The 20,328-nt window shown below is 54.1% G+C and carries 20 protein-coding genes and 1 other annotated feature; of the genes, 4 read left to right on the top strand and 16 right to left on the bottom strand.

From position 1 onward, the window contains the following. Positions 1–33: 33 nt before the first annotated feature. Positions 34–269: a binding site (T-box leader), on the bottom strand. A gap of 178 nt (positions 270–447) precedes the next feature. From ABID47_RS01020 to ABID47_RS01010, 3 genes are all read left to right on the top strand, one after another. Next, entirely contained in the window at positions 448–2,748 is a 2,301-nt protein-coding gene (locus ABID47_RS01020; protein ID WP_354494616.1) for a helix-turn-helix domain-containing protein, read from the top strand. Between the two features lie 157 nt (positions 2,749–2,905). Continuing rightward, positions 2,906–3,769, top strand: coding sequence for an AraC family transcriptional regulator (locus ABID47_RS01015; RefSeq protein WP_354494614.1), 864 nt, complete (start codon positions 2,906–2,908; stop codon positions 3,767–3,769). 73 nt (positions 3,770–3,842) lie between these two features. Continuing rightward, the gene (locus ABID47_RS01010) at positions 3,843–4,817 is read left to right on the top strand and encodes a phosphotransferase enzyme family protein (RefSeq protein ID WP_354494612.1); all 975 of its coding nucleotides are present in this window, start codon (positions 3,843–3,845) and stop codon (positions 4,815–4,817) included. A 104-nt stretch (positions 4,818–4,921) separates the two neighbouring features. On the opposite strand, the gene ABID47_RS01005 is transcribed toward ABID47_RS01010, so the two are convergent. Then, the gene (locus tag ABID47_RS01005) at positions 4,922–6,535 is read right to left on the bottom strand and encodes a type 2 periplasmic-binding domain-containing protein (RefSeq protein WP_354494610.1); all 1,614 of its coding nucleotides are present in this window, start codon (positions 6,533–6,535) and stop codon (positions 4,922–4,924) included. Positions 6,536–6,959: 424 nt separating this feature from the next. Here ABID47_RS01005 and ABID47_RS01000 point away from each other — a divergent pair, with 424 nt between their 5' ends. Beyond that, positions 6,960–7,118, top strand: a complete 159-nt coding sequence (locus tag ABID47_RS01000) for an asparagine synthase (RefSeq protein ID WP_076169753.1) — start codon at positions 6,960–6,962, stop codon at positions 7,116–7,118. 128 nt (positions 7,119–7,246) lie between these two features. On the opposite strand, the gene ABID47_RS00995 is transcribed toward ABID47_RS01000, so the two are convergent. From ABID47_RS00995 to ABID47_RS00925, 15 genes are all read right to left on the bottom strand, one after another. Next, entirely contained in the window at positions 7,247–8,119 is an 873-nt protein-coding gene (locus tag ABID47_RS00995; protein ID WP_435530580.1) for a PhnE/PtxC family ABC transporter permease, read from the bottom strand. Beyond that, entirely contained in the window at positions 8,116–8,922 is an 807-nt protein-coding gene (locus ABID47_RS00990) for a PhnE/PtxC family ABC transporter permease (protein ID WP_354495656.1), read from the bottom strand. Before ABID47_RS00990 ends, ABID47_RS00995 begins: the two co-directional genes overlap by 4 nt. After that, positions 8,894–9,682 carry a phosphonate ABC transporter ATP-binding protein gene (gene phnC, locus ABID47_RS00985; protein WP_354494608.1) on the bottom strand — a complete coding sequence of 263 codons (789 nt, stop codon included), beginning with the start codon at positions 9,680–9,682 and terminating at the stop codon, positions 8,894–8,896. The genes ABID47_RS00990 and phnC overlap by 29 nt, the downstream gene beginning before the upstream one ends. 48 nt (positions 9,683–9,730) lie before the next feature. Next, positions 9,731–10,789 (bottom strand): phosphate/phosphite/phosphonate ABC transporter substrate-binding protein, encoded by a 1,059-nt coding sequence (locus ABID47_RS00980; protein WP_354494606.1) that lies wholly within the window; start codon positions 10,787–10,789, stop codon positions 9,731–9,733. Between the two features lie 296 nt (positions 10,790–11,085). Then, on the bottom strand, positions 11,086–11,832 hold the full coding sequence (locus tag ABID47_RS00975) for a phosphonate C-P lyase system protein PhnL (RefSeq protein ID WP_354494604.1): 747 nt from the start codon (positions 11,830–11,832) through the stop codon (positions 11,086–11,088). Next, the gene (phnM, locus tag ABID47_RS00970) at positions 11,780–13,066 is read right to left on the bottom strand and encodes a phosphonate metabolism protein PhnM (RefSeq protein ID WP_354495654.1); all 1,287 of its coding nucleotides are present in this window, start codon (positions 13,064–13,066) and stop codon (positions 11,780–11,782) included. The genes ABID47_RS00975 and phnM overlap by 53 nt, the downstream gene beginning before the upstream one ends. Then, positions 13,053–13,898 (bottom strand): ATP-binding cassette domain-containing protein, encoded by an 846-nt coding sequence (locus tag ABID47_RS00965; protein ID WP_354494602.1) that lies wholly within the window; start codon positions 13,896–13,898, stop codon positions 13,053–13,055. The genes phnM and ABID47_RS00965 overlap by 14 nt, the downstream gene beginning before the upstream one ends. Then, positions 13,895–14,758 carry an alpha-D-ribose 1-methylphosphonate 5-phosphate C-P-lyase PhnJ gene (locus tag ABID47_RS00960; RefSeq protein ID WP_354494600.1) on the bottom strand — a complete coding sequence of 288 codons (864 nt, stop codon included), beginning with the start codon at positions 14,756–14,758 and terminating at the stop codon, positions 13,895–13,897. The genes ABID47_RS00965 and ABID47_RS00960 overlap by 4 nt, the downstream gene beginning before the upstream one ends. Beyond that, positions 14,749–15,897 carry a carbon-phosphorus lyase complex subunit PhnI gene (locus ABID47_RS00955; RefSeq protein ID WP_354494598.1) on the bottom strand — a complete coding sequence of 383 codons (1,149 nt, stop codon included), beginning with the start codon at positions 15,895–15,897 and terminating at the stop codon, positions 14,749–14,751. Before ABID47_RS00955 ends, ABID47_RS00960 begins: the two co-directional genes overlap by 10 nt. Further along, on the bottom strand, positions 15,885–16,493 hold the full coding sequence (gene phnH, locus ABID47_RS00950) for a phosphonate C-P lyase system protein PhnH (protein WP_354494596.1): 609 nt from the start codon (positions 16,491–16,493) through the stop codon (positions 15,885–15,887). The genes ABID47_RS00955 and phnH overlap by 13 nt, the downstream gene beginning before the upstream one ends. A gap of 11 nt (positions 16,494–16,504) precedes the next feature. Next, positions 16,505–16,930 carry a phosphonate C-P lyase system protein PhnG gene (gene phnG, locus ABID47_RS00945; RefSeq protein WP_354494594.1) on the bottom strand — a complete coding sequence of 142 codons (426 nt, stop codon included), beginning with the start codon at positions 16,928–16,930 and terminating at the stop codon, positions 16,505–16,507. A 59-nt stretch (positions 16,931–16,989) separates the two neighbouring features. Then, the gene (locus ABID47_RS00940) at positions 16,990–17,691 is read right to left on the bottom strand and encodes a GntR family transcriptional regulator (protein ID WP_145947435.1); all 702 of its coding nucleotides are present in this window, start codon (positions 17,689–17,691) and stop codon (positions 16,990–16,992) included. Positions 17,692–17,713: 22 nt separating this feature from the next. Next, complete coding sequence (locus ABID47_RS00935; RefSeq protein ID WP_354494593.1) at positions 17,714–18,355, bottom strand: DapH/DapD/GlmU-related protein; 642 nt, start codon at positions 18,353–18,355, stop codon at positions 17,714–17,716. A 13-nt stretch (positions 18,356–18,368) separates the two neighbouring features. Further along, positions 18,369–19,217: a PHP domain-containing protein gene (locus tag ABID47_RS00930; protein ID WP_354495652.1), complete on the bottom strand. Its 849-nt coding sequence runs from the start codon at positions 19,215–19,217 to the stop codon at positions 18,369–18,371. Between the two features lie 346 nt (positions 19,218–19,563). Further along, positions 19,564–20,283: a 3-ketoacyl-ACP reductase gene (locus ABID47_RS00925; protein ID WP_076170139.1), complete on the bottom strand. Its 720-nt coding sequence runs from the start codon at positions 20,281–20,283 to the stop codon at positions 19,564–19,566. Positions 20,284–20,328: the final 45 nt, after the last annotated feature.

Here is a 20,328-nt window from a genome sequence, read left to right as displayed (position 1 = left end):
AACAAAAAAACCTCTCATCCATAGCGTATCATCGCTAGGGACGAGAGGTTTGATTCCCGTGGTACCACCCTAGTTAGCGGAGGACATGCTTTATCCCCGCTCCCTTTGCACCCTTAACGCGGGTGAATCGATGATCCTTGACGCGTTCTGCACGCGCTTCACATCATAGCTCAAAGGCGAGTTCATCCCAAATCGTCAACCGGCTTGCACCCACCGCCGGCTCTCTGCATGACATCCCTGGAACTAATACCCCTTATCATCGCTTCATTTGCAGTTTTTCATGGTTGAAACATTGAAACATATTATATATAAAAAAATCCATCGAGTCAACGTATCCAGCCTGGTGGACAAGCCCTACTTTTCCCGCCAAAAAACCCGCCAGCCGGAATTATTCCATGTCCGATAGGGAATTTTTTGTTATGATTAAACCAAAGGGAGGCGGAAAGTTTGAAGCGTAACCTCAGAAGGTACTTGAAATCGAAGCTGTTTTTGAAATATATATGGTCTTATCTGTTTATTTTGCTGCTTCCTCTCGTTTTTGTAACCGTCTTCATCTATCAAAGCGCCGCGGGCAACCTCCGGGAGGAAATCGAACAAAGCCATCTGAACCAGCTGACGCAGGCGGAAAGCATCGTCGACGGACGGATGAAGGAGCTCGGCGACATCGCCTCAAGGATCGCCTACGACGACCGCCTGATCTCTTACAGGGTCCATGATCCGTTCTATTCCCGCGAGGCGATCGACGCTCTGGATCAATATAAGTCAACCAGCTCCATCATCGGAGATGTATTTTTATATTTTCATCATGATGACCGGATTTACTCCTCGCAGGGGCTTAGCAGCCTGGACGTGTTCAGCGAGAAGTACATATTCCAGAATTGGTCCAAAGACAGCCTGATGGGCGATTTAAACGACGTGTCCTTTCCCACAATGCGTCCGGCGGACCGGGTGATCCGGGGCACTTACAGGCAGCAGTCGCTGCTTGCCTACCTGGTGCCGATTACGCCGAACAGCCCGAATCCCCACGCAACGGTCATGTATTTGATCGACGAGTCGGAGCTCACGGGTCTGATCGATTCCATTTTGGGCAGCTACAAGGGGCTGGCGTACATTTTCGACAACCACGGACAGGTGCTGGCCGCCAACAATCACGGCGAAACGATCAACGGCCTGGACACGGGACATCTGTTTTCCCTCGATCCGGGCATTCACAGCGTGGAGCTGGGCGGAAAAGCACATTCCGTCGTGTCCACCAAATCGGACATGAACGGCTGGACGTATGTGACGCTGATGCCAAGCGATCAGTTTTTCAGCAGCGTGCTGCACATCCGTAGCTTTATCATCATGCTGTTCAGCATCGTGGTGCTGGCAGGCATCGGCATCGCCCTGCTTCTGGCCCGCAGACAATATCACCCGATTTCGGCCCTGGTCGATTTCGCCAATTCGAAGTCCAGAAACGACCGGGGAACGGGAGATGCGCTCCTGCCGGGCAATGAACTGGAGCATATCCGCTCCGCACTGCAGGAATACAGCTCCCGTGCCGACCTGCAGGAACCGTACGCACGGAACCATCTCCTGCTGAAACTGCTCCAGCAGGGAGAAGACCGGGAGCTCGAGCCGGATCTGCTGGAAGCCTTTAATATCCGGTTTGACCGTTCGCAGTTTTTTGTCATCGCCATGGAACGAGGCGAGCTTGCTGACCCTTCCCAGGATTACCAGGATTGGCAGACGCTCGCTTCCCTCCTAGCCGAAGTGGACATCCCCGGGCTCCGGGCATCCGCTTACAGCGTAGAGCTGCCGCGCCGGGACCAGATGGCCCTCATCGTCTGCTTTGACCCGCACCCGGCGATGGAGAGCTTCATCCATATGAGCCGGATCGTCGATGCCGTCCGCAGCAATATTCTTGAGGCGTTCGACTTTAACCCCATCATGGGCGTCGGCACCGGATATTCACATGCGGGGCAGCTTAATCAGTCGTTTATCGAAGCCTGCTCGGCGCTGGAGTTCCATACTCCGTCGGAGAAAGGCGGTATTACGTTCTTTGAAAAACTGGCGCCGGCGAGCGAGGAAGCCTTCTGGATTCCGAAAAACGTGCTGCTGAAGCTGTCCCAAAGCTTGAAACAGGGCAGCCATGACGTCTCTGCCCACATGATCGGCGAAGCGATGACGAGCCTGAAAGAGGGCAGCCCATCACCGCTGCTCTCCCGCTGCATCTGCTTTGACATTCTCAATACGATGCTGAAGACCGCATCGGAGCTTGGCATCCACCATATTACGCAGGAGATTCCGACCAGCAGCGCTTTTCAGTCCCTGGATGAATTCGAGGGGCAGCTCAGGAAGCTCGCCTCCCATATCTGCACGCAGGTACAGCAGGAGACCAAGCATAAGGAGAGCTCGCTGAAGGACCAGATGCTCGGCTATATTGACCAGCACTTTATGGATCACAGCCTGAGCCTGGAGAGCCTGGCGGATCTGTTTGAAATTTCTCCTTCGCATTTCAGCCGGACGTTTAAGGACAACGTGGGGCTGAACTTTACCCAGTACATCTGGCAGAAAAGGATGGAGGAGGTCAAGCGGCTGCTCGTGACGACCCAGGAACCGCTCAAGGAAATCATCGGCCGGGTCGGGTATGCCGACACCCCGAATTTTATCCGCAAGTTTAAAAAGGAAACCGGCTGCACGCCGGGACAATTCCGCAAGCTGAACCATCCGGACGGCGTGTTGCTCGGCGAAATGCTCCAGGACTGACAACGAACAGCTGATTTGTTCAGCTGTTCGTTTTTTCTTTTAGGAAGATGCGATGCGTGTGTGGTAAGGCAAGTCGGAATACCTGATATTTCTGTGCATGGAATGCAAGGCTTTATTTTCGGTACTCCATATAATTAATGTTGAAGGGATGATCTGTATGGATTGGCTGAAACGCATGAATCATGCGTTGGAATACATCGAAACGCATCTATCGGAAGAGATTGACTATGACCAAGTGGCCGGAACGGCCTGCTGCTCGGCTTACCATTTTCAACGCATGTTTTCGTTCATCACAAACGTTTCGCTGTCCGAGTATATTCGGCGCAGACGGCTTACCCTAGCCGCTTTTGAACTGCAATCCGGTGGTGTAAAGGTGATCGATATTGCACTGAAGTATGGTTACGAATCACCCGAGGCATTTTCCAGGGCGTTCAAAAAAATGCACGGAGTCATGCCAAAAGCTGCGCGCGACAACGGTGTGTCGCTTAAGGCTTATCCTCGGTTATCCTTTCACATTTCGATTCGCGGAGATGTCGAGATGAACTACAGAATGGAAGAAAAGCCTGCCTTTGAAATGTTCGGTGTTTCGACTGTGATCCATGCCGACGGTGAGAATCCGTTTATCGAAATACCCGCGTTTTGGCAAAAGTGTATTTCCGATGGAACCGTCAAACGAATCCGTGCTGCCGCAGGTTTAGGCGAACACGGCCAGCTCCATGCGGCTTTATACAACAAGCAAGGAGAACAACTTTCGTACATGATCGGTTACTTTTTACCCCAAAGCGGCTTGCCTGAAGGATTTGAAAAGCTTCAAATTCCCCCTCAGTCTTATGCGATTTTTTCAACCGGAATCAATCCGAGTGGACAAAATGACATTCATGGTTTGTGGAGGCGGATCTGGGGCGAGTGGTTTCCTAGCTCTCATTACGAAGCGGCAAACGGTCCCGAATTTGAAATGACTTACGATCGCGGTAACAACCTGTACGAAATGGAGGTTTGGATTCCTGTCGTTAAGCTGTAGCTCAGCTCTAAAGCGCAGTATCCTATCAATCCCCCGGTGTTAGGGGCTATTTCCTTTAGAAGGTGTGAATCGAATGGATCTTGCCATCATCGCGCAGCATGCGCTTGCTCAGTACGATATAAATGCTGTATCCGTGTCGCCCGTAGCACAAAGCGGTGCCGCGGTTTTCAAAATTAAAGATCATCATGGGCTGCTGTACAGCCTGCGTGTTCACAAATCTAAAATCAGTACGCTTGAAACCATGTGGACGCGCCGGGATGTGCTGGAATCTGAGCTGGTATGGCTGGACGCGCTTAACCGTGATACCCATCTCACCCTCGCTGTGCCAAAACGTAATCGGCTGGGTTCTTATGTTACACAAGTGGACGATATAAGTTGTACGATGCTCCGTTGGGTGGAAGGCGAGCAAAAACAATACTTTACCAGCGATCAGGAATTGAAGTCCACCGCTGAAATGACGTCAGCTTTGCATCGGCATGCCAGTATGTGGCAGCCTCCTTCGTCTTTTATCCGTCCAACGGTTCATCGTGAACGCATACAGAATGCTCTGGATCTGCTCAAGCAGCAGGTGCGGGAAGGGTTATTAGATGCACATGATGTTCAGATTCTTGAAGCCGCCGGGGAAAAAGCGATGGCTTTGCTGGACACACTCCCTAAAAACAGGTTGACTTGGGGTGTATTGCACGGAGATATCGTTCCTCCCAATATCGTGTTTGCAGACGGGGCTGCCCATCCCATTGACTTTGGCGCGTGCGGATTCGGTCCTTTTCTCACTGATCTGGCCATCACATGTACCTTTATTCATCCCACTGCCAGACAACAGTACATCAATTGGTACGGCGAGCACTTTCCGCTGCCCAATGAGTATGTGGCCCAAATCGAAGCATTATTTATTTCGCTCATACTCATCGGGATGAGGAACGCTCTTGGTATGCCTGAATCGAAGCATGGATTGCCGACGTATGCGAAAAAGTGTGCTTCTCGCGAATTTGGCAGGTATGTAAATGGGGAAGGTTTTTTATTTACAGGCACGCCATGTTGGGAATGAAACGCAATGGTTGTCGTCATTTTAGTTCAATTCGTCCTTCAACAAAAAAAGGCCGCCATATCGGCGACCTTTTTTCCATCCCTTGCATCACGCGCACTGCTGATCTACTTGGACTCTTGACCGTCCCAGCGGTCGTAGGCGGCCTGGTAGATTTCTACGATGCGGTCTCCGCCCATTTTCTTCACCTGGGCTTTATACTTGTCCCAGTTCGACAGCGGCTCCTGTCCGGTCACAAACTTGGCTTCCATCTGCTCGACGTAGTTGTTCAGGTCCGACAGCAGCGAAGTGACCTCGGTTTGTTCCTCTTCCGTCAAGAATACGTTCGGATACGGCACTTTGGCATACGGCAAAATTTTCTCCTGGTTCTCCTTTTCGACCCACTCGTCGATGTCGGAACGCAGTCCCTTGCTCACTTCCGGAAGGCTGACGCCCGGCGTTGTGATGCCGTAGTTCGGAGTCAGCTTGCCGCGGTAGTTTTCGCGGTCGCCTCCATCCGGTACCGGAAGCCATTCTTTGACGTGGTTTGCCTCGTCTTTGTATTTCCACAGCACGCCTTCCGGCCCCTGGTTGAACAGCGTAGAACCTTCATAGCTGTACTGGTAGTCAACCCAGCGCATCGTTGCCTCCGGAGCGGGATTGGTGCTCGAAATGGCAAATGTTCCGTTTTTGGAAATTCCCGAAGACTTGGCGACCACCGGAGAGTCCGGGAAGCCCGTTTTCAGCGGCTCCATGAACGGGTTGTCGGTGTTCGGCTCACCGCCCAGCATAAAGTACGGCAGCCAGTCGTTGAACAAAGCCACCTGATTGTTTTTGCCCTTGGCCTTCTTCTGGTCGTCGGTCTGGGAGAACGTTTCATGGTCAAGCAGATCGTCCTTCCACAGCCGGTTCAGGAAGGTCAGATACTCCTTGAACCCTTCCTCCTGCGGGGTGTAGTGAACTTTCCCCTGCTTGTCGGCATAATACACCTCGTCATAGATGCCCCAGAAGCCCAGCATCTGCACACGGATATCCTTCAGCTTGGTCGACGTAAGCGGAATTTCGTCCGCCTTGCCGTTGCCGTTCGGATCCTCGGTCTTGACCCGTTTCAGGTAATCGTACAGCTCGTCCGGCGTTTCCGGGAGCTTGGTGACACCGAGCTTCTTGAGGAAGCTGCCGTTATAGTACAGCGGGCTCTTGTACCATACTGCACCCTTATCCACGTAAGGCAGGGCGTAAATATGACCGTCGGGGGTTGTGATCGACTTCCGCACGTCCGGATTTTCGTCCAGCAGCTTCTTGATGTTCGGCGCATATTCATCAATCAGCTTTTCCAGCGGAATCAGCGTTCCCTGACTTCCGTACGTCACCTGCTCAGCCGGCGTCAAAGCCGAAGCGTAGAAAATATCCGGCAGGTCGCCGCTCGCAAAAATCAGATTTTTCTTGGTCTCGAAGCTGTCGACCGGAACCGTCTGGAAGGTGAGCTTGATGTTCGTCATTTTCTCCATGTCTTTAAATACCTGCATCGTATCCCACTTGGCGCTGCCCACGTCAGGCGCAAATACCGACAGCGTGATCGGCTTGTCGACGATCGGGAAGCCCTCCTTGTGTACACTATCCGCCGAGCCGGAGGCTTGACCGCCGTCCCCGCTATCCTTCGAGCCGGAACCGCATGCGGCCAGCAGCGAGACGACCATGGACAGGCACAGTACGATGGCCCAAGGCTTTAGATTTTTTCTCATCAGATGATTCCTCCTGTTCATTGTTGTGCGCGGCTTTACGTTGGCCCTTCGGAGTTTCCCCCCTTGAATTCGGACTAAAGCCTACTCCACGCTTTTTCTCCGCAGCTCTGGGTGAAGGATGGTATCGGCTGCTGCTGCGCTTTGTTTGTTAGCGTTTACAAAAAGTGTAGTAACAGGCCGGTTTCGCGTAAATATGTTATTTTTGATATGTTGAATATGTATACAAACTCCAATGTTTAACAGGGATGCGGAAAATAACAGTGCTAAGCCATTGTATAGCAAGTATGTCAAATATGCCATTGGGAAAATCTACATATCGGCCTGAATTCCACCCCCACCATGTTAGCCAACGGTGAATAATTCGCCGAACGGTAAACAAAAATAACCCTTGTCTATCCAAACCAACAGCCAAAGGAGTGTCGTCATGCGTGAAGGAATGATTCCTGCCGTTCTTGGAACTGTAGTTACCGCTTCCGGCGCCGCACTGCTGGGCAGCAAGTATAAGCTTGCCGCCACGGGGATTGTCGGATTCGGTCTGGCCCACATCGTACTGGGTGCGATCGATCTGATCGAACACCGGTAATCCGTTTGGAGGACCGTCCGCAAGCGTTACGCGCTTCGGACACAAAGAACCTTGGACATCCCCTGTCCAAGGTTCTTTATTTATGCAAGCGGCCGATCCCAAATGGGACGCACGCCTTGCGGCTGCTGTTATTTTCCCTGCATCAGCTTCCGCTTTGCACGGTTTGCGGCGATTTCGAGCAGAATGGCAAAGCCCAGAATAAAATAGGTGATCGCTCCGATTTCCTGCAGATCAAAGTAAAAGCCGATGGCCATAAACATATCATAGCCGATCCCCCCTGCCCCCGCGGCCGCTCCCATTGCAACCGCCACGGAGAAGTTGATTTCGAACCGGAGCAGCGTCCAGGACATCAAATAGGATAAGGAGGACGGAATGACGGCTTGGAACACAATTTGCCACCAGTTCGCACCGCTGGACTTCAACGCTTCGATCGTGCCCTTGTCCATCTCCTCAAAGGCTTCCGAGTAGGCTTTGATCAAATAACCGATGGAGTGAAAGGTCATGCCGATGACGGCGGCGACGCTGCCAAGACCTGCTGCGACGGCAAAAATCAGCACCCACATGACCGTAGGCACCGCGCGGATGAACGCGACTAGGCCTTTAATGACAGCGGACACGATCGGCGAGGACAGGTTGCGGGCCGAGAACAGGCCGAGAAACAGCGCAATAACCGCTCCGAACAAGGTGGCAAGAAAAGCAAGCCCCAGCGTAATCAGCACTTCGAACAAAGCCGCGGCAAAGGTGAAATGGTGCAAACGGGGCTGCAGAAACATCGTCTTCAGGTTCAACAGCGTGGCGTAGATGCCTTGAAAGACCTGGATCCCTTTATAGTCAAAGCTGACGAAAGCGAGCACGGTCAGCAGGCTTAGCCCAATTAAGGTCAGCCTGATCGTTAAAGCGGTCTTGCTAAAAGGCTTCTTAAGCGGGATGCCCGGAAGTCTTCGCTCCGGACGGAGATGGAGCTCAGCGGCAATCATCTTGTCGACGGCCTCGGTGCTCATCCGATCATCACCTTTCGGATATAATTCGAGGTGAATTCAATAACCAATATGGAGATCACGATCACGAGTACAATCAGGCTGGCCGCGTTGTAATCGAGATTCTTATAGTACAGATTGAACAGGAACCCCACCCCGGTGCCGGTCAGAATGCCGATCAGCGTCGCATTGCGGATGTTCGTTTCGATCATGAACAGGATCCAGCTGATGAGCTGGGGCAGCGCCGCCGGGATGACGGATTGGCAAATGACGGAGATATAACCGGCCCCGGTTGCCCGCAGCGCTTCCGCCGAATGGCTTCCCGTCTCATCGATGGACTCCAGGAAAGCGCGGGTCAAAAAGCCGAACGAGCCGAAGAATAAGGCGAAATAACCAGTCATCACGTTTTGTCCGAAGGAAAACAGAAGGATCATCGACCATGCAGTGACATCGATATTCCGGAATATGGTCGCGATCGAACGGCTGGCCAGCTTAATCCCGGCATGGACGCCGATCGTCTGGGAGCCCAGAAGGGCGAATACGAGCGCAAACACCGAAGCAACGGTTGAAGCGGCGATGGACATCAGCAGCGTTTCCACGAGCGTGCGGAGAACGTCGGGAAACTTGGCCAGAGATTCGGCATTGGGATAAAAATGGGTGACGCCCCAAACCAGTGCGCCCGGGATGGAGCTCAGCCCCTGGACGAAATCATACTGGGTCAGCACGGCCGCAGCATGGGTTACAAGCAGAAGCAGCCCCCAAAACAAATACGCATGCCTTCGTTTGGCCGTGAAGTAATCAACCTGCTTGCGTCTCGCCTTGATCAGCACGCGGCTCTCTCCTCTCGCTTCCGTAAATTCGCTGGAGTTCTTCGGATGTCATCTGTCCCGGTGTTCCGTTATAGACGATTTTCCCTTGATTGACCCCGATGATGCGATCGGAATATTTCAGGGCCGTCTCCACCTGGTGCAGGTTGACGATCACGGTGATGCCCAAATTCGTGGAGATGTGCCTTAAATGATCCATGATCACCTTGGATGCATTTGGGTCCAGAGAAGCGATCGGCTCATCGCAGAGGAGCATTTTGGGCCCCTGGATCAGCGCCCTAGCGATGCCAACCCGCTGTTTTTGTCCCCCGCTGAGCTGGTCGCAGCGCTTGTAGACCTGCTCTTCCAGGCCAAGAATGCCAAGAATTTGGTAAGCCTGCTGCTTCTCCTCTTCACGGTACAGCCCCAGCATGCCGGCAAGCGTCGATTTGTAGCCGAGCCTGCCGTGCAGGACATTTTCCATCACGCTCAGCCGGTCTACCAGATTGTAGTGCTGAAAAATCATACCGATGCTCGTCCGCATCCGCTTCAGCTCTTTCTTGCGAAATTCCAGCACATTTTTGCCTTCGATGCATATTTCGCCGCTGCTGGCATCGATCATCCGGTTAACGCACCGGAGCAGCGTCGATTTCCCGGCTCCCGAGGGGCCGATGATCGATACAAATTCCCCGCTCCTCACCGAAAAGCTTACATCCGTTAATGCCCGTGTCTCAGACCCATACTGCTTGGACACATGCTTGAATTCCAATAACGCAGTCATCGTACACCTCCAGGCGGTTTGGTATGGAGTTCATATGCCGGCTGCCGGTTATTTGGACAGCTCGCGGATCGGTTCGAACCAGGCGTCGTCGACCGGCAGGAACCGTTCATTCCCGCTTTTTTGCTTGAACAGCCCGCTGTCTTTGGAATCTTTGGGGAGGAAAATTTTCGGATTATGCGTCACGTCATCGGAAGTAAACGCCTCGGTAATCTTCTTCTGATCTTCTTCGCTGACCGTTTTGGTATTCGCCACAAACGGGGAATTGAGAACCGGCGTCACCGAAATCACGACAAACTCTTTTCCGGAGAGCGTATTGAAAGGCTCAGCGGCGCCATCCTTGACTTTATAGACAGCCCCGGGTTTGTTGGCCGTTCCGTCCGCCAGCTCGACGTAATTGGATACGCAAGTATCGCAAAAAGCAGCAACGTCCGCCTTGCCGGTCAGCAGATTCACCGCCGAACCCTGGTGGGAGCCGCCAAACAGGACATCGCTGAAAAATTTATCTTTGCCGCCCTGCATCAAATCGTCTTCCTTTAAATCCTTGTACTTGTCCATCTTTCCAAAATAGCTGATGATGCCTGCAGACGGCACCTTGAATCCCGAAGTCGAGCTGTTCGATACAAAGGAGAATTTTTTCCCGGGAAGAGGGTCAAGGGTAAAACCGTCCCCGCTTTTGAACTCGCCTTCGTCGCCTTTTCGAACGTTCAGCCAGGAATAATATACGGCGTCATCCAGCGTGCCCGATTCCCCGCTGTTGGTGAAGAGCGGCTTCACGTCCTCGGTCTTGTTTCTTGCTTCCACATAACCCTGAGGGCCCATATAGGCCAGGTCCGCGCTTCCGCTTGCAATCGCCTCGATGGCGATGTTGTAATCGGTCGTCATCTTATGCTCCACTTTTTTGCCTGTAGCCTGCTCCACGATCTTTCCGACCTCGTCGCGCGCATCCTTCAAATCCGCAGCGGATTCGTTCGGATACCACACGATCGTCAGGGTGTCCTTGTTCTTCGAGCCGCCAACGTTCAGGCCTAATGAAGCCGCTCCTGAAGAACATCCGGCAACGGCCACAGCCAATATCAGCATCAAGAGAAGTGAAATCGATCTTTTCATGGTTCAGCGCCCCTTTTTCCTGGGATAATGGGATACAATTTAATGATGAAGATGAACGGTCAGAAGAAGATTAACGGGGGAACATGTTTGTGTAAGAAAAACGTCTATCGCTGCACCTTCAAAGTAGACAGACCGCGTCTAAAGGAGGTTTTTCTTGCAATATCAGGAAGCAATGGCTCTGGAGTTTATACGTTCTGATATTATAAGAAAAACGTCTATCGCCGTACCTTCAAAGTAGACAGACCGCGTTTAAAGGTGATTTTTCTTGCAATATCAGGAAGCAATGGCTCCAAAACTTATACTTTCTGATCTCTTAAGAAACGACCTGCGGCTTCCGGTCTGCCGCCTTCATGAAACCGGCCGTCCTGCATGTGGTATTGGCGGCTGCACAGGCCCTCCATAAATTCCAGGTCGTGAAAGATCCCAAGCATCGTCGTTCCCTCCTGCATCAGCTGCTCGATCAGCGTTTTCACCTTGACCTTGGAGGCATGGTCCAGACTGGCGGTAGGCTCGTCAAGAAGGAGCAGTCGGGGCCGCTTCACCATTGCTCTGGCGATGTTGAGGCGCAGCTTTTCCCCTCCGGAGAACGTGGCGGGATAGCTGTCGCGAAGCTTGGAATCCAGCTCAAAATGATCCAGCATGCGTTCTGTCTCCCGGGCTGCCTGATGCGGATCCGTGCCCATTTCCAGCAGAGCCTGCGTGACCAGCTCCCGGGCCGTCGTCCGCGGCATGACGTTCAGAAACTGCGAGACGTAGCCAATCTCCCGCTTTCGCAGGTCGATCATCACCCGGTCCGGCGCGGAAGCCAGATCGATTTCACCGTACGCTGCCGATTGGTACCGGATGGTCCCTTTCTGGGGGAGATAGGTCCGGTAAATACAGCGTAGGACGGTGGACTTCCCGCTCCCGCTTTTGCCTGTAATGCCGATAAATTCGCCTTCGTTCACATGCAGGCTGACGTCTGCGGCAGCCTCGATCTGCTGATCCAGGTTATACAGTGTGAACGTTTTGGACAAGTGTTCGATCATGAGCAGACTGTTCAATCCCTTTACCCCCTTCATGATCCCTGTAATGGGTTCTCTGAATGAGCTTCCCGTCCACAAATACGGCCGTAATGACCGGGAAATCCCCGTCGATTTTCTCGATCAGGATCAGATCTGCTTTTTTCCCCTCGCGCACCGAGCCGATTTCATGATCCAGATTGACGGCCCGCGCGGGATGAAGCGTCACCAGGCGGAACATGTCAGCCAGATCCTGCCCGCAGCGGTCCACGAGGTAAAATACCGCGTGAAGCAGCGCCGCCGGATAATAATCGCTGCACAAAATGTCGATGCTCTTCTCCTGAATCGCCTCGGCTGCGGACAAGTTCCCGCTGTGCGAGCCGCCAAGGATGACGTTCGGCGCACCGGCCACGGTGTACATGCCCTGCTGTTTGGCCCGCCGGGCAATCTCCAGCGTAATCGGAAACTCGCTGATCGTTGCGCCGAAGCCCTGGACGAGCTCCAGCTTGTCGAGAGAGTCGTCATCATGCGAAGCGACCGCGATTCCGGCTTCCCGTGCCAGTTCGGCAATTTCGCGGATGCCTTCGATCGTCATTTTCTCCTTGCTCTGGTGCTTCCGGATCAGCTCGTCGATCCCCTCGTCGGTCATATCGTCATAGCCCTTCACCGTGGCCTTGTAAATCTCCAGATCCCGGTATTGCCCTTGGCCGGGGGTATGATCCATAAACGAAACGAGGTGAACCTTCTTTTCGGCAATGTAGTTTCTGAGATTGTCTACCTCCAGCAGGTTATCGATTTCAAATCTTGCATGGAATCGGTGGCGTACCAAATGCTGGCTCGTATGCGATTCCTCGATCAGCTCCAGCAGCTTGCGCACGTTATCCGGCTCGCGGATCGGGCGGTATTTGTACTCCGACCCCCTGAAAATGGACAAGGAATGAAACATCGTCGTAATGCCGTGCGTGATCAGCTCCTTTTCCGTTTCCCGGAGGCTCAAACGAAAATCCATTAGCGATGTCGGCCTCGGGGCAGCCATATGCTCGATGTAATCGGAATGGATGTCGATGAATCCCGGGGACAGATACCCGCCTGCGGCATCCAAGACCTCCGTTTGCGTATCCACAGCAATGATGCCATGCGGGGCGATTGTGCCGATGCGGTCTCCCTGAATGAGCAGGTCGTATCCGCTCAGAACCCCTTCCTCCGTAATGATGCGTGCGTTCGTAATGAGATACAAAGGCGACTCCTCCTTCGAAAATAAGCTAGAGCAGGGAATGGACCAGCTGCTGGGTATAAGCTTCCTGCGGGTCCTCCAAAATTTGATCGGTCAAGCCTTTCTCCACGACTTTCCCGTCAAGCATGACCAGCGTCCGGTCGGCTAGCATCCGGACCACGCCGAGGTCATGGGAGACGAGCACAATGCTGATGCCAAGCTCCCTTTGCAGCGCCTTGATCAGATCCAGCACGCTGGCCTGAACGGACAGGTCGAGGCCGGTGGTCACCTCATCGAGCAGCAGCACCGGAGGACGGTTCGACAACGCTTTGGCAATCTGGACCCGCTGCTGCATTCCTCCGGAAAAATGCTTGGGCGCTTCCTTGATGCGGTGAAGCGGAATATGGACCTTTTCCAGCAGCTCCATGCCGCGTTCTTCCATTTCGGAGACGCGCCGGCTGCCCGCCGCAATCATTTTCTCCGCAATATTGCCGATGGAGGTGAAATCCATCCGCAGACCGAGCATCGGGTTCTGGTACACTTTTCCCATGAGGTGATTCCGGATATAACGCTTCTGCTGCGTCGACTCTGCAAACAGGTTTCGCGCACCGTCTTTGTAAGCCTGGAGATAAACTTCGCCGCTCGTCACCTCCTGATCAAAATAGAGGCATCTCATCATGGTGGACTTTCCGCTGCCGCTTTCCCCCACCACCCCGATGATTTCGCCCGGGTACAGGTCAAACGACACGTCTTGGCAGGAATACACGGTATGGCAGACGGTGCAATAGTTTTTGGTAAGCTTCCGGCTGCCCGGATTCATGCAGTGCGGACAGCCGGGCCCGAACTGCTTGTTTAAATGTTGTACGGAAATCATCGGTTGTTCCGTCTGGATCATCGGCTCTCAGCACCTTCCCGCCAGGATTGTTCATTCATCCGTTCCAAACAGTAGCTCGTATCATTACACTGAAAATAAGCCGTGCCGCTGGCGTCATCGTACAATTCATCCATAAACACGCCGGTAGCTCCGCATAGCCTGCAGGACCGGTCTTCAAAAGACTCCGTTTCAAACGGGTAGTCTTCAAAATCAAGAGATACGACCTTGGTGTAAGGCGGCACCGCGTAGATCTTCTTTTCCCGTCCGGCCCCGAGCAGAATGAGCGCTTCAGAGGCATTCAGCTTGGCATTGTCGAATTTGGGGATCGGGCTTGGTGCCATCACATACCGGTCATGGACCATCACCGGGTGGTCGGCGCCGGTCGTCATGCTGCCATAATTCATGATTTGCTCGAACAGCATGAGCCAGGCGCCGCTGTATTCTTTTTCGGCGTGCAGCTTCTTCGTCTCGGCTTCCCGCGGTTCATACATCCGCAGCGGTTCCGGCATGGGCACCTGCAGCACCAAAATTTGACCCGCCCGAAGCGGAATCTCCGGAACGCGGTGTCTGGATTGAATCAGCGTCGCCTGCGCCGTTTCATCCGTGATACGGATATCCGTCGTGTTCTGGACTAGCTTCTTGATGCTGACGGCATTGACGGATTCATCGGAACCCTGGTCAATTACCTTGACTATATCGTCTCTACCTACCAATGACAGGGTGAGCTGCAGCCCGCCGGTTCCCCATCCCCTGGCAATCGGCATTTCCCTGGAGGCAAAAGGAACCTGGTACCCCGGAATGGCGATCGCCTTCAGTGTCGCTCGGCGGATTTCCCTTTTGGAGCCTTCGTCGAAAAACGCGAAATTGTAGTTTATTTGCACAGCTCCTCCACCTCCTTCGTTTCTTCCGCCTCAGGCGTCGCCGCTGTCGTCTTCGTTTTCCGCACGTCGTTCATTTTGGACTGGAATGTGACGTAATGCGGCAGCTTCAAGTGGGACATGAAGCCGGTCGATTCCACGGAATCGATATGGTACAGTACAAACTCCTGATCCTGGGTCGGAAAACGGCTGTCTCCCTGCTCCAGGCTGTGATCCAGAATACCCATGGCAATCGCCTTCGTTTCGTTTTGCCCGTAACAGAGCCCGTAGCCGATCTCAAAGGACAATTCCTTCCCGCCCTGCTCCTTCACCACCGCGGCAGACATGAGCATTTCCGCCTCCGTTACCTTGATTTCGCCGATGTAATAGCTGTCCTCAGCATCTGCATCGGTTCCGAGCGGATCGTCGATGCACACCGGCACGCGCCCGACCCGCAGTTCGCCGACGGTGGGATGCGATACACCGTATCCGCGGATGACCGCGTAAGCCAGCGAGGTAACCGTCCCGGTCTGGCCCCGGGTCAGCACCTGCAGCTTCTGGCTGCGGCTGGCCGGAAACGTGATGCTTCGGCGCGTCACATCATCCGGTTCGGTGTTGTCGTCCGCAGGGCTGATCATGAGCCCCTGCTCGATCAAATAGTCCATGACTTTCATCAGTTCCGGCGGGCGGCCTGCCTCCGGCAAGCTTCCGAGTTCACCCGCAAAAGCCTCCAGCCACTGGGCGGCATCTTCGTCCGTTTCATGCATCAGGTCAAAGTCCAGCAGCCGGTGGCTGTAATCGACCGATGCGCCGAGAATTTGCCCGCCCGGAATGTCCTTGAAGCTGGCGGAGATCCGCCGCTCCACCCTCATCTCGCGGGTGTGCACCGCTCGCGAATAATGCTTCCGGGGAAGCGTGGAGCGGTAGGCCCTCAGCAGAAACACCGCTTCTTCCGGGCTTCCTTCCGCCTGCTTGATCGCCAGCGCCGCCAGCGTTTCGTCGTACAGGCTGCTTTCCGACATGATCTGGTCGATCAGCCCTCTCATCCCGCCTTCGATGCGGGTGACGTCCAGTACCTTTCCCTGCTTGATCCGTTCGAATTTGATCCGCTTCAAGGATTCCTCGATCGCAAGCGTTCCGCCTTTTACCGCTACATATCCCATAGAAGCACCTCCCTCTCCTCGATTTGCGTCATCCGGGGCAGGCACAGCAGCTTGTTGTTTTTGTCGACGACCAGCATGTCAATTCCCATGGGATACTCCGCGTTTTTCTCCGCCCGCGCCTCTAGCCAACCGGAAGCCAGCGGAATCCGGACAAAGCTTTCATCCTCGATGCCTGGCCCTTTGAGGCTCAGCTCAAAGTCTCCGGACAGCTCCCCCGACTCCACGATCACGGTGGCAGAGGCATGCGGATCGGCCAGCGTACCGACTTTGGCGCCCTGCAGAGCCTTCAGCAAATCCCCTTCCTTCGCGTCGTGCAGGACAAAAATGTAATCCGCTTTCTCCGGCTCAGTCCGGGCAGCGAAGGTCAGCTGGTTCAGGAGCCGCGTAAGCTCCGGTTCCCGCTGCGAGCAGATGCAGAACGTAACCTCCGTGTCCAGCAGCAACAATGCGAGCACCCAGGTGACGGGTAAACCTCCCCACTGGCCATCGGCCTTGGCCGCTTCCGCCGTCAGATCCGAGATCAAGCCGGGTCTCGACATGGAATCCACCACTTTGCGGTAGGCGCGCTGTATATCATGAACTGCGTCGAAGTTCATCCTCTCTCCCCCTAATCCACATCCATCGTTTCAAAATCGACCTTCGTTTTGGCGATCTCGGCGAAAGCCTGGCTGCGCGCAGCAGCGATCCGGGCTTCTTCGTCCAGCAGCATCTGATCCCATGCCCTGGTCTCCTGCAGTCCGGCCTGATACGCCGCGTCGATGAGGGCGAGCTGATAGGCCAGCTCATGGTCATGCCCTTTGACCACGCCGATGCCCATGCTGCCTTCGACCTGCACCTTGCATTCGCTCACCAGCACTTCCCCCAGATAGAACAAGCTACGCCTGGCGGTCTCTCTCACTTTGACCATGACCAGTCCCTGGCTTGGCTGCTCGACCAGCTTCACTTCATAACGGTCAGCAATAGCCTGCGCCATACGGGCGGCGAGTTCCCTGGAGCCTTCAACCAGAATTTCAGTCCGTTGTCTTCGTTTCATCCATTCCCGGCCTCCCTGTTTTGAGGTTGTTCAAAAAGTCCGCTTTTGAACACGCACTTTTAGAGCTCGTACGTAAAGTAGTCGCTCCGGTACATAATTCTCGTATATTCCAGCGGCTTGTTCGTCTGGCTGTCCAGACAGCCGGTCTCCACGACAAGCAGTGGAATGAGGCTGGTGCAGGCGAGCAGCTCCCTTTCTTTCCTGCCGGGATAAGTTACGCTGAGCAGCGTCTTCATCGACTCGAACCCCGTATACCCTTTTCCCCGGTAGAAATCGAACATCGAGGTAATGTCCCTGCCTGTCCGTCCGATGTCCGGAAACATCGACTCCGCCACATACGACGCGTGAATCGCAATCGGACGGTTGTCGATGAGACGGAGCCTGCCGATCCGGAACACCCGCTCTTCCGGCTGTGCTTCAAGCGCTTTATACACTTTGTGGTTATACTCGATGGGATCGCAAAAAATGTTGCGTGACTGATAATCATACCCCATGTGGATCATCTTCCGGCTGAAGCTTTCGTTGCCCGAAAAGAGGAGCGGGATGCGCTGATGCTGGTCGCGGACAAAGCTGCCCTTTCCCTGCCTGGAGTACACATACCCCAGGTCCTGCAGCTTCTCGTAAGCTTTCCGGGCAGTCATACGGGGCACTTTGAACAGCCTGGCCAAATCGTTCTCCGACGGCAGCTTGTCATCCGGCTCATAGATGCCTGCCTCCATATCGGCTATGAGCTTATCCATGATCTCCATTTCGTCATGCATCCCTTATGCTCACCCTCCTCTTTTAAACCCCGTACTTCCGGATAAAGGAAGCCGTATCGTTCAGTTCCTCGAACCGCTCCTGGATGACCTCCCGTGGCCAATCCCACCAGGCGATCTGCAGGAGCTTCGCGACGACATCCTCCGAAAATCTCTTTCGGACCGGTTTGGCGGTGACGCCGACGACGATGGCATACGGTTCGACGTCTTTGGTGACGATAGCTCCGGATCCAATCACCGCTCCGGTGCCGATATGGACCCCCTTCATGATGATCGCGCCGTGACCAATCCAGACATCGTGCCCAATCGTTACCCGGTTACCCCGCCTCCGATTGAAAATAACCTCGTCATCGGTGGCGGCAAAACCGTAATCCCTTCTCCGGTAAGTCATATGATGCTGCGTAACCCGCTCCATGGGATGATCCACCGGGTTGATGCATACATGCGAGGCAATCGAAGTATATTTACCGACTTCCGTGTAGTTAATCGTCACGTCGTCCATGGTGTAGGTGTAGTCCCCGATGTCGGATTCGATAATTTGATTGCCTGGTCCGACGGAGGTCCAGAATCCGAACGTGCTGTGAAGAATATGCGCGCTTTCGTGGATATCAGGATCCGGGCTCAACCGTTTACTTTCCGCAGGGCGATGAACCGAATGCTTTTCCATGAATGTTCCCCCTTTAGTTCGGTCTGCGCTTCTTGAGCTCTTGGACGCAGGAAATGCCCGGATCTTTGCTTCCCAACCGGACCTCCTTCTCCCCGTAAAACCCATGGAAGTCAGAACCCCCGGTCATGACGAGATCGTAACGGCGCGCATATTCCATGGCCCGCTCCTCATCATCGGCACCATGCAGCGAGTGCCACACTTCAATACCCTGAAGTCCCATGCCCACCAGCTCCCGGACATATTCAAAGTTGCCATATTGGCCCGGATGGGCGAGAACAGGCACCCCGCCAGCCTGAATGACGGCCTCAATGGCGTCACGGGCGTGAAGGTAGTCCAGCCGGACGTAAGCCATGCCGGGCTCCTCTCCGTTTCCTCCGCGGGAAAACAACTTTTTGTACAGCTCACCATATATGGATTTGGCATAGCCATTGTCGATCAGCGCGTGCATAATGTGCTGCTTGTAAACGCCGGTTCCCCCATCCGCATACCGCAGAACCTGGTCCCAGGTAATGCTGTACCCCGCCTCAATCAGGCGTTCGACCATCACACGGGCAGCTTCATGCCGCTTGTGGATCATCGGGGTGCATACCTGCTCCAGAGCCGGATGTCCCGGCTCAATGAAATAGCCCAGGATATGAACCCTCCTGCTTCTTTCCATGTCATAGGCGGATATTTCGATCCCCGGGATCATTTCAAGGCCAAGGTCTCTTCCCCGTTCCAGCATGGCGACAAGGCCCTTTGTCGTATCGTGGTTTGTGACCGCCAGCACGCCAATGTTCTCATTCAATGCCGCCCCGGCTAATTCCTCAAATGAATACGAACCGTCCGAAATGGTTGTATGACAATGCAGTTCCGTCTTGATCACTCAGCACCACCTTATCTTGGATAAGCAGACAACCGCCGCCACAACCGACGATTCACGCCCGCTGTATCGCTTCGGCTGTCTGTAGTGACAGTCTAACTTGGTGCCAAGTTGCAAGGGTTAAGGCACGGTAAAGCTTCTGTAAAAAAAACGCCGCAACCGTAAATTTTGCCTCGTCTCAAGGTTTTTCGCACAAAAAAATCCCCACATTGGTGGGACTGTGCTGCAATATTCATATTCAGGTACTTTGCGGTACATCGAAATCGGTTCCTGCCGAAAAAAGCCTGCCTCTTAGCAGATCGGGTTCCGATCCATAAGAGACAGGCTTACAGTCCGTACAATATGGTTATTGCGGGTTGGTCGTCCAGATGCCGGCCGATTTCACAAATACGCGCTGCGGCAGCTTCAGCGTGGCGAGCGCCAGCTCAGCCACGTCTTCCGGCTGCATCATGCGGTCCTCATCGCCGATCTTCAGGTTGTTGTCGCGAGCCAGCGCCGTATTGACGGTGCTTGGCGTCAAGGCAACGACGCGGATGTTGTTCTTGCGCACTTCCTGAAGCAAAGACTCCGTCAGCCCCATGACCGCAAATTTAGACGCGCAGTATGCCGAGCCCGTGGCAAAGCCTTTTTCCCCGGCTGTGGAGGAGATGTTGATGATGCTGCCGCTGTTTTGCCCCACCATGTCCGGCAGGACGGCCCGGGACATGTAATATGTACCCATCAGATTCACCTGAATGATTTGTTCCCACTGCGCCGGATCCATTTCGAGTACGGTCCCGAACGAAGCGATGCCCGCGTTATTGATCAGAATATCGATCGTGCCGAGCTCTGCTTTCAGCGCACTCACCGCGCTTTCCGCTTCCTCCCGCTTTGATACGTCCGCCGCTGCGGTCGCAACACGGATGCCGTGTTCGCCGGCCAGCGAAGCCTTCAGCGCATCCAAATCGGAGGCCGTGCGGGAAATGAGGCCCAGATTCACGCCTTCTTTGGCCAGCAGCTCAGCGATCGCCAAGCCGATTCCTTTGCCCGCTCCGGTAATAACCGCCGTTTTTCCTTGTAGATCCATCAAACTCATCATGTTCTCTCCGTTTCTGTTTGAATTTGTTGAAGA

The organism is Paenibacillus favisporus, from assembly GCF_040545415.1.
Taxonomy (GTDB): Bacteria; Bacillota; Bacilli; order Paenibacillales; family Paenibacillaceae; genus Paenibacillus_AQ; species Paenibacillus_AQ favisporus.
This window is presented reverse-complemented; position numbering and strand designations above follow the sequence as displayed.

What these genes read in the sequence shown, in the direction of transcription:
- ABID47_RS01015 (WP_354494614.1), top strand. Translation starts at nt 2,906, where the DNA reads ATGGATTGGCTGAAACGCATGAATCATGCGTTGGAATACATCGAAACG.
- ABID47_RS01010 (WP_354494612.1), top strand. Translation starts at nt 3,843, where the DNA reads ATGGATCTTGCCATCATCGCGCAGCATGCGCTTGCTCAGTACGATATA.
- ABID47_RS01005 (WP_354494610.1), bottom strand. Translation starts at nt 6,535, where the DNA reads ATGAGAAAAAATCTAAAGCCTTGGGCCATCGTACTGTGCCTGTCCATG.
- ABID47_RS01000 (WP_076169753.1), top strand. Translation starts at nt 6,960, where the DNA reads ATGCGTGAAGGAATGATTCCTGCCGTTCTTGGAACTGTAGTTACCGCT.
- ABID47_RS00995 (WP_435530580.1), bottom strand. Translation starts at nt 8,119, where the DNA reads ATGAGCACCGAGGCCGTCGACAAGATGATTGCCGCTGAGCTCCATCTC.
- phnC (WP_354494608.1), bottom strand. Translation starts at nt 9,682, where the DNA reads ATGACTGCGTTATTGGAATTCAAGCATGTGTCCAAGCAGTATGGGTCT.
- ABID47_RS00980 (WP_354494606.1), bottom strand. Translation starts at nt 10,789, where the DNA reads ATGAAAAGATCGATTTCACTTCTCTTGATGCTGATATTGGCTGTGGCC.
- ABID47_RS00965 (WP_354494602.1), bottom strand. Translation starts at nt 13,898, where the DNA reads ATGATCCAGACGGAACAACCGATGATTTCCGTACAACATTTAAACAAG.
- ABID47_RS00955 (WP_354494598.1), bottom strand. Translation starts at nt 15,897, where the DNA reads ATGGGATATGTAGCGGTAAAAGGCGGAACGCTTGCGATCGAGGAATCC.
- phnH (WP_354494596.1), bottom strand. Translation starts at nt 16,493, where the DNA reads ATGAACTTCGACGCAGTTCATGATATACAGCGCGCCTACCGCAAAGTG.
- phnG (WP_354494594.1), bottom strand. Translation starts at nt 16,930, where the DNA reads ATGAAACGAAGACAACGGACTGAAATTCTGGTTGAAGGCTCCAGGGAA.
- ABID47_RS00940 (WP_145947435.1), bottom strand. Translation starts at nt 17,691, where the DNA reads ATGCATGACGAAATGGAGATCATGGATAAGCTCATAGCCGATATGGAG.
- ABID47_RS00935 (WP_354494593.1), bottom strand. Translation starts at nt 18,355, where the DNA reads ATGGAAAAGCATTCGGTTCATCGCCCTGCGGAAAGTAAACGGTTGAGC.
- ABID47_RS00925 (WP_076170139.1), bottom strand. Translation starts at nt 20,283, where the DNA reads ATGGATCTACAAGGAAAAACGGCGGTTATTACCGGAGCGGGCAAAGGA.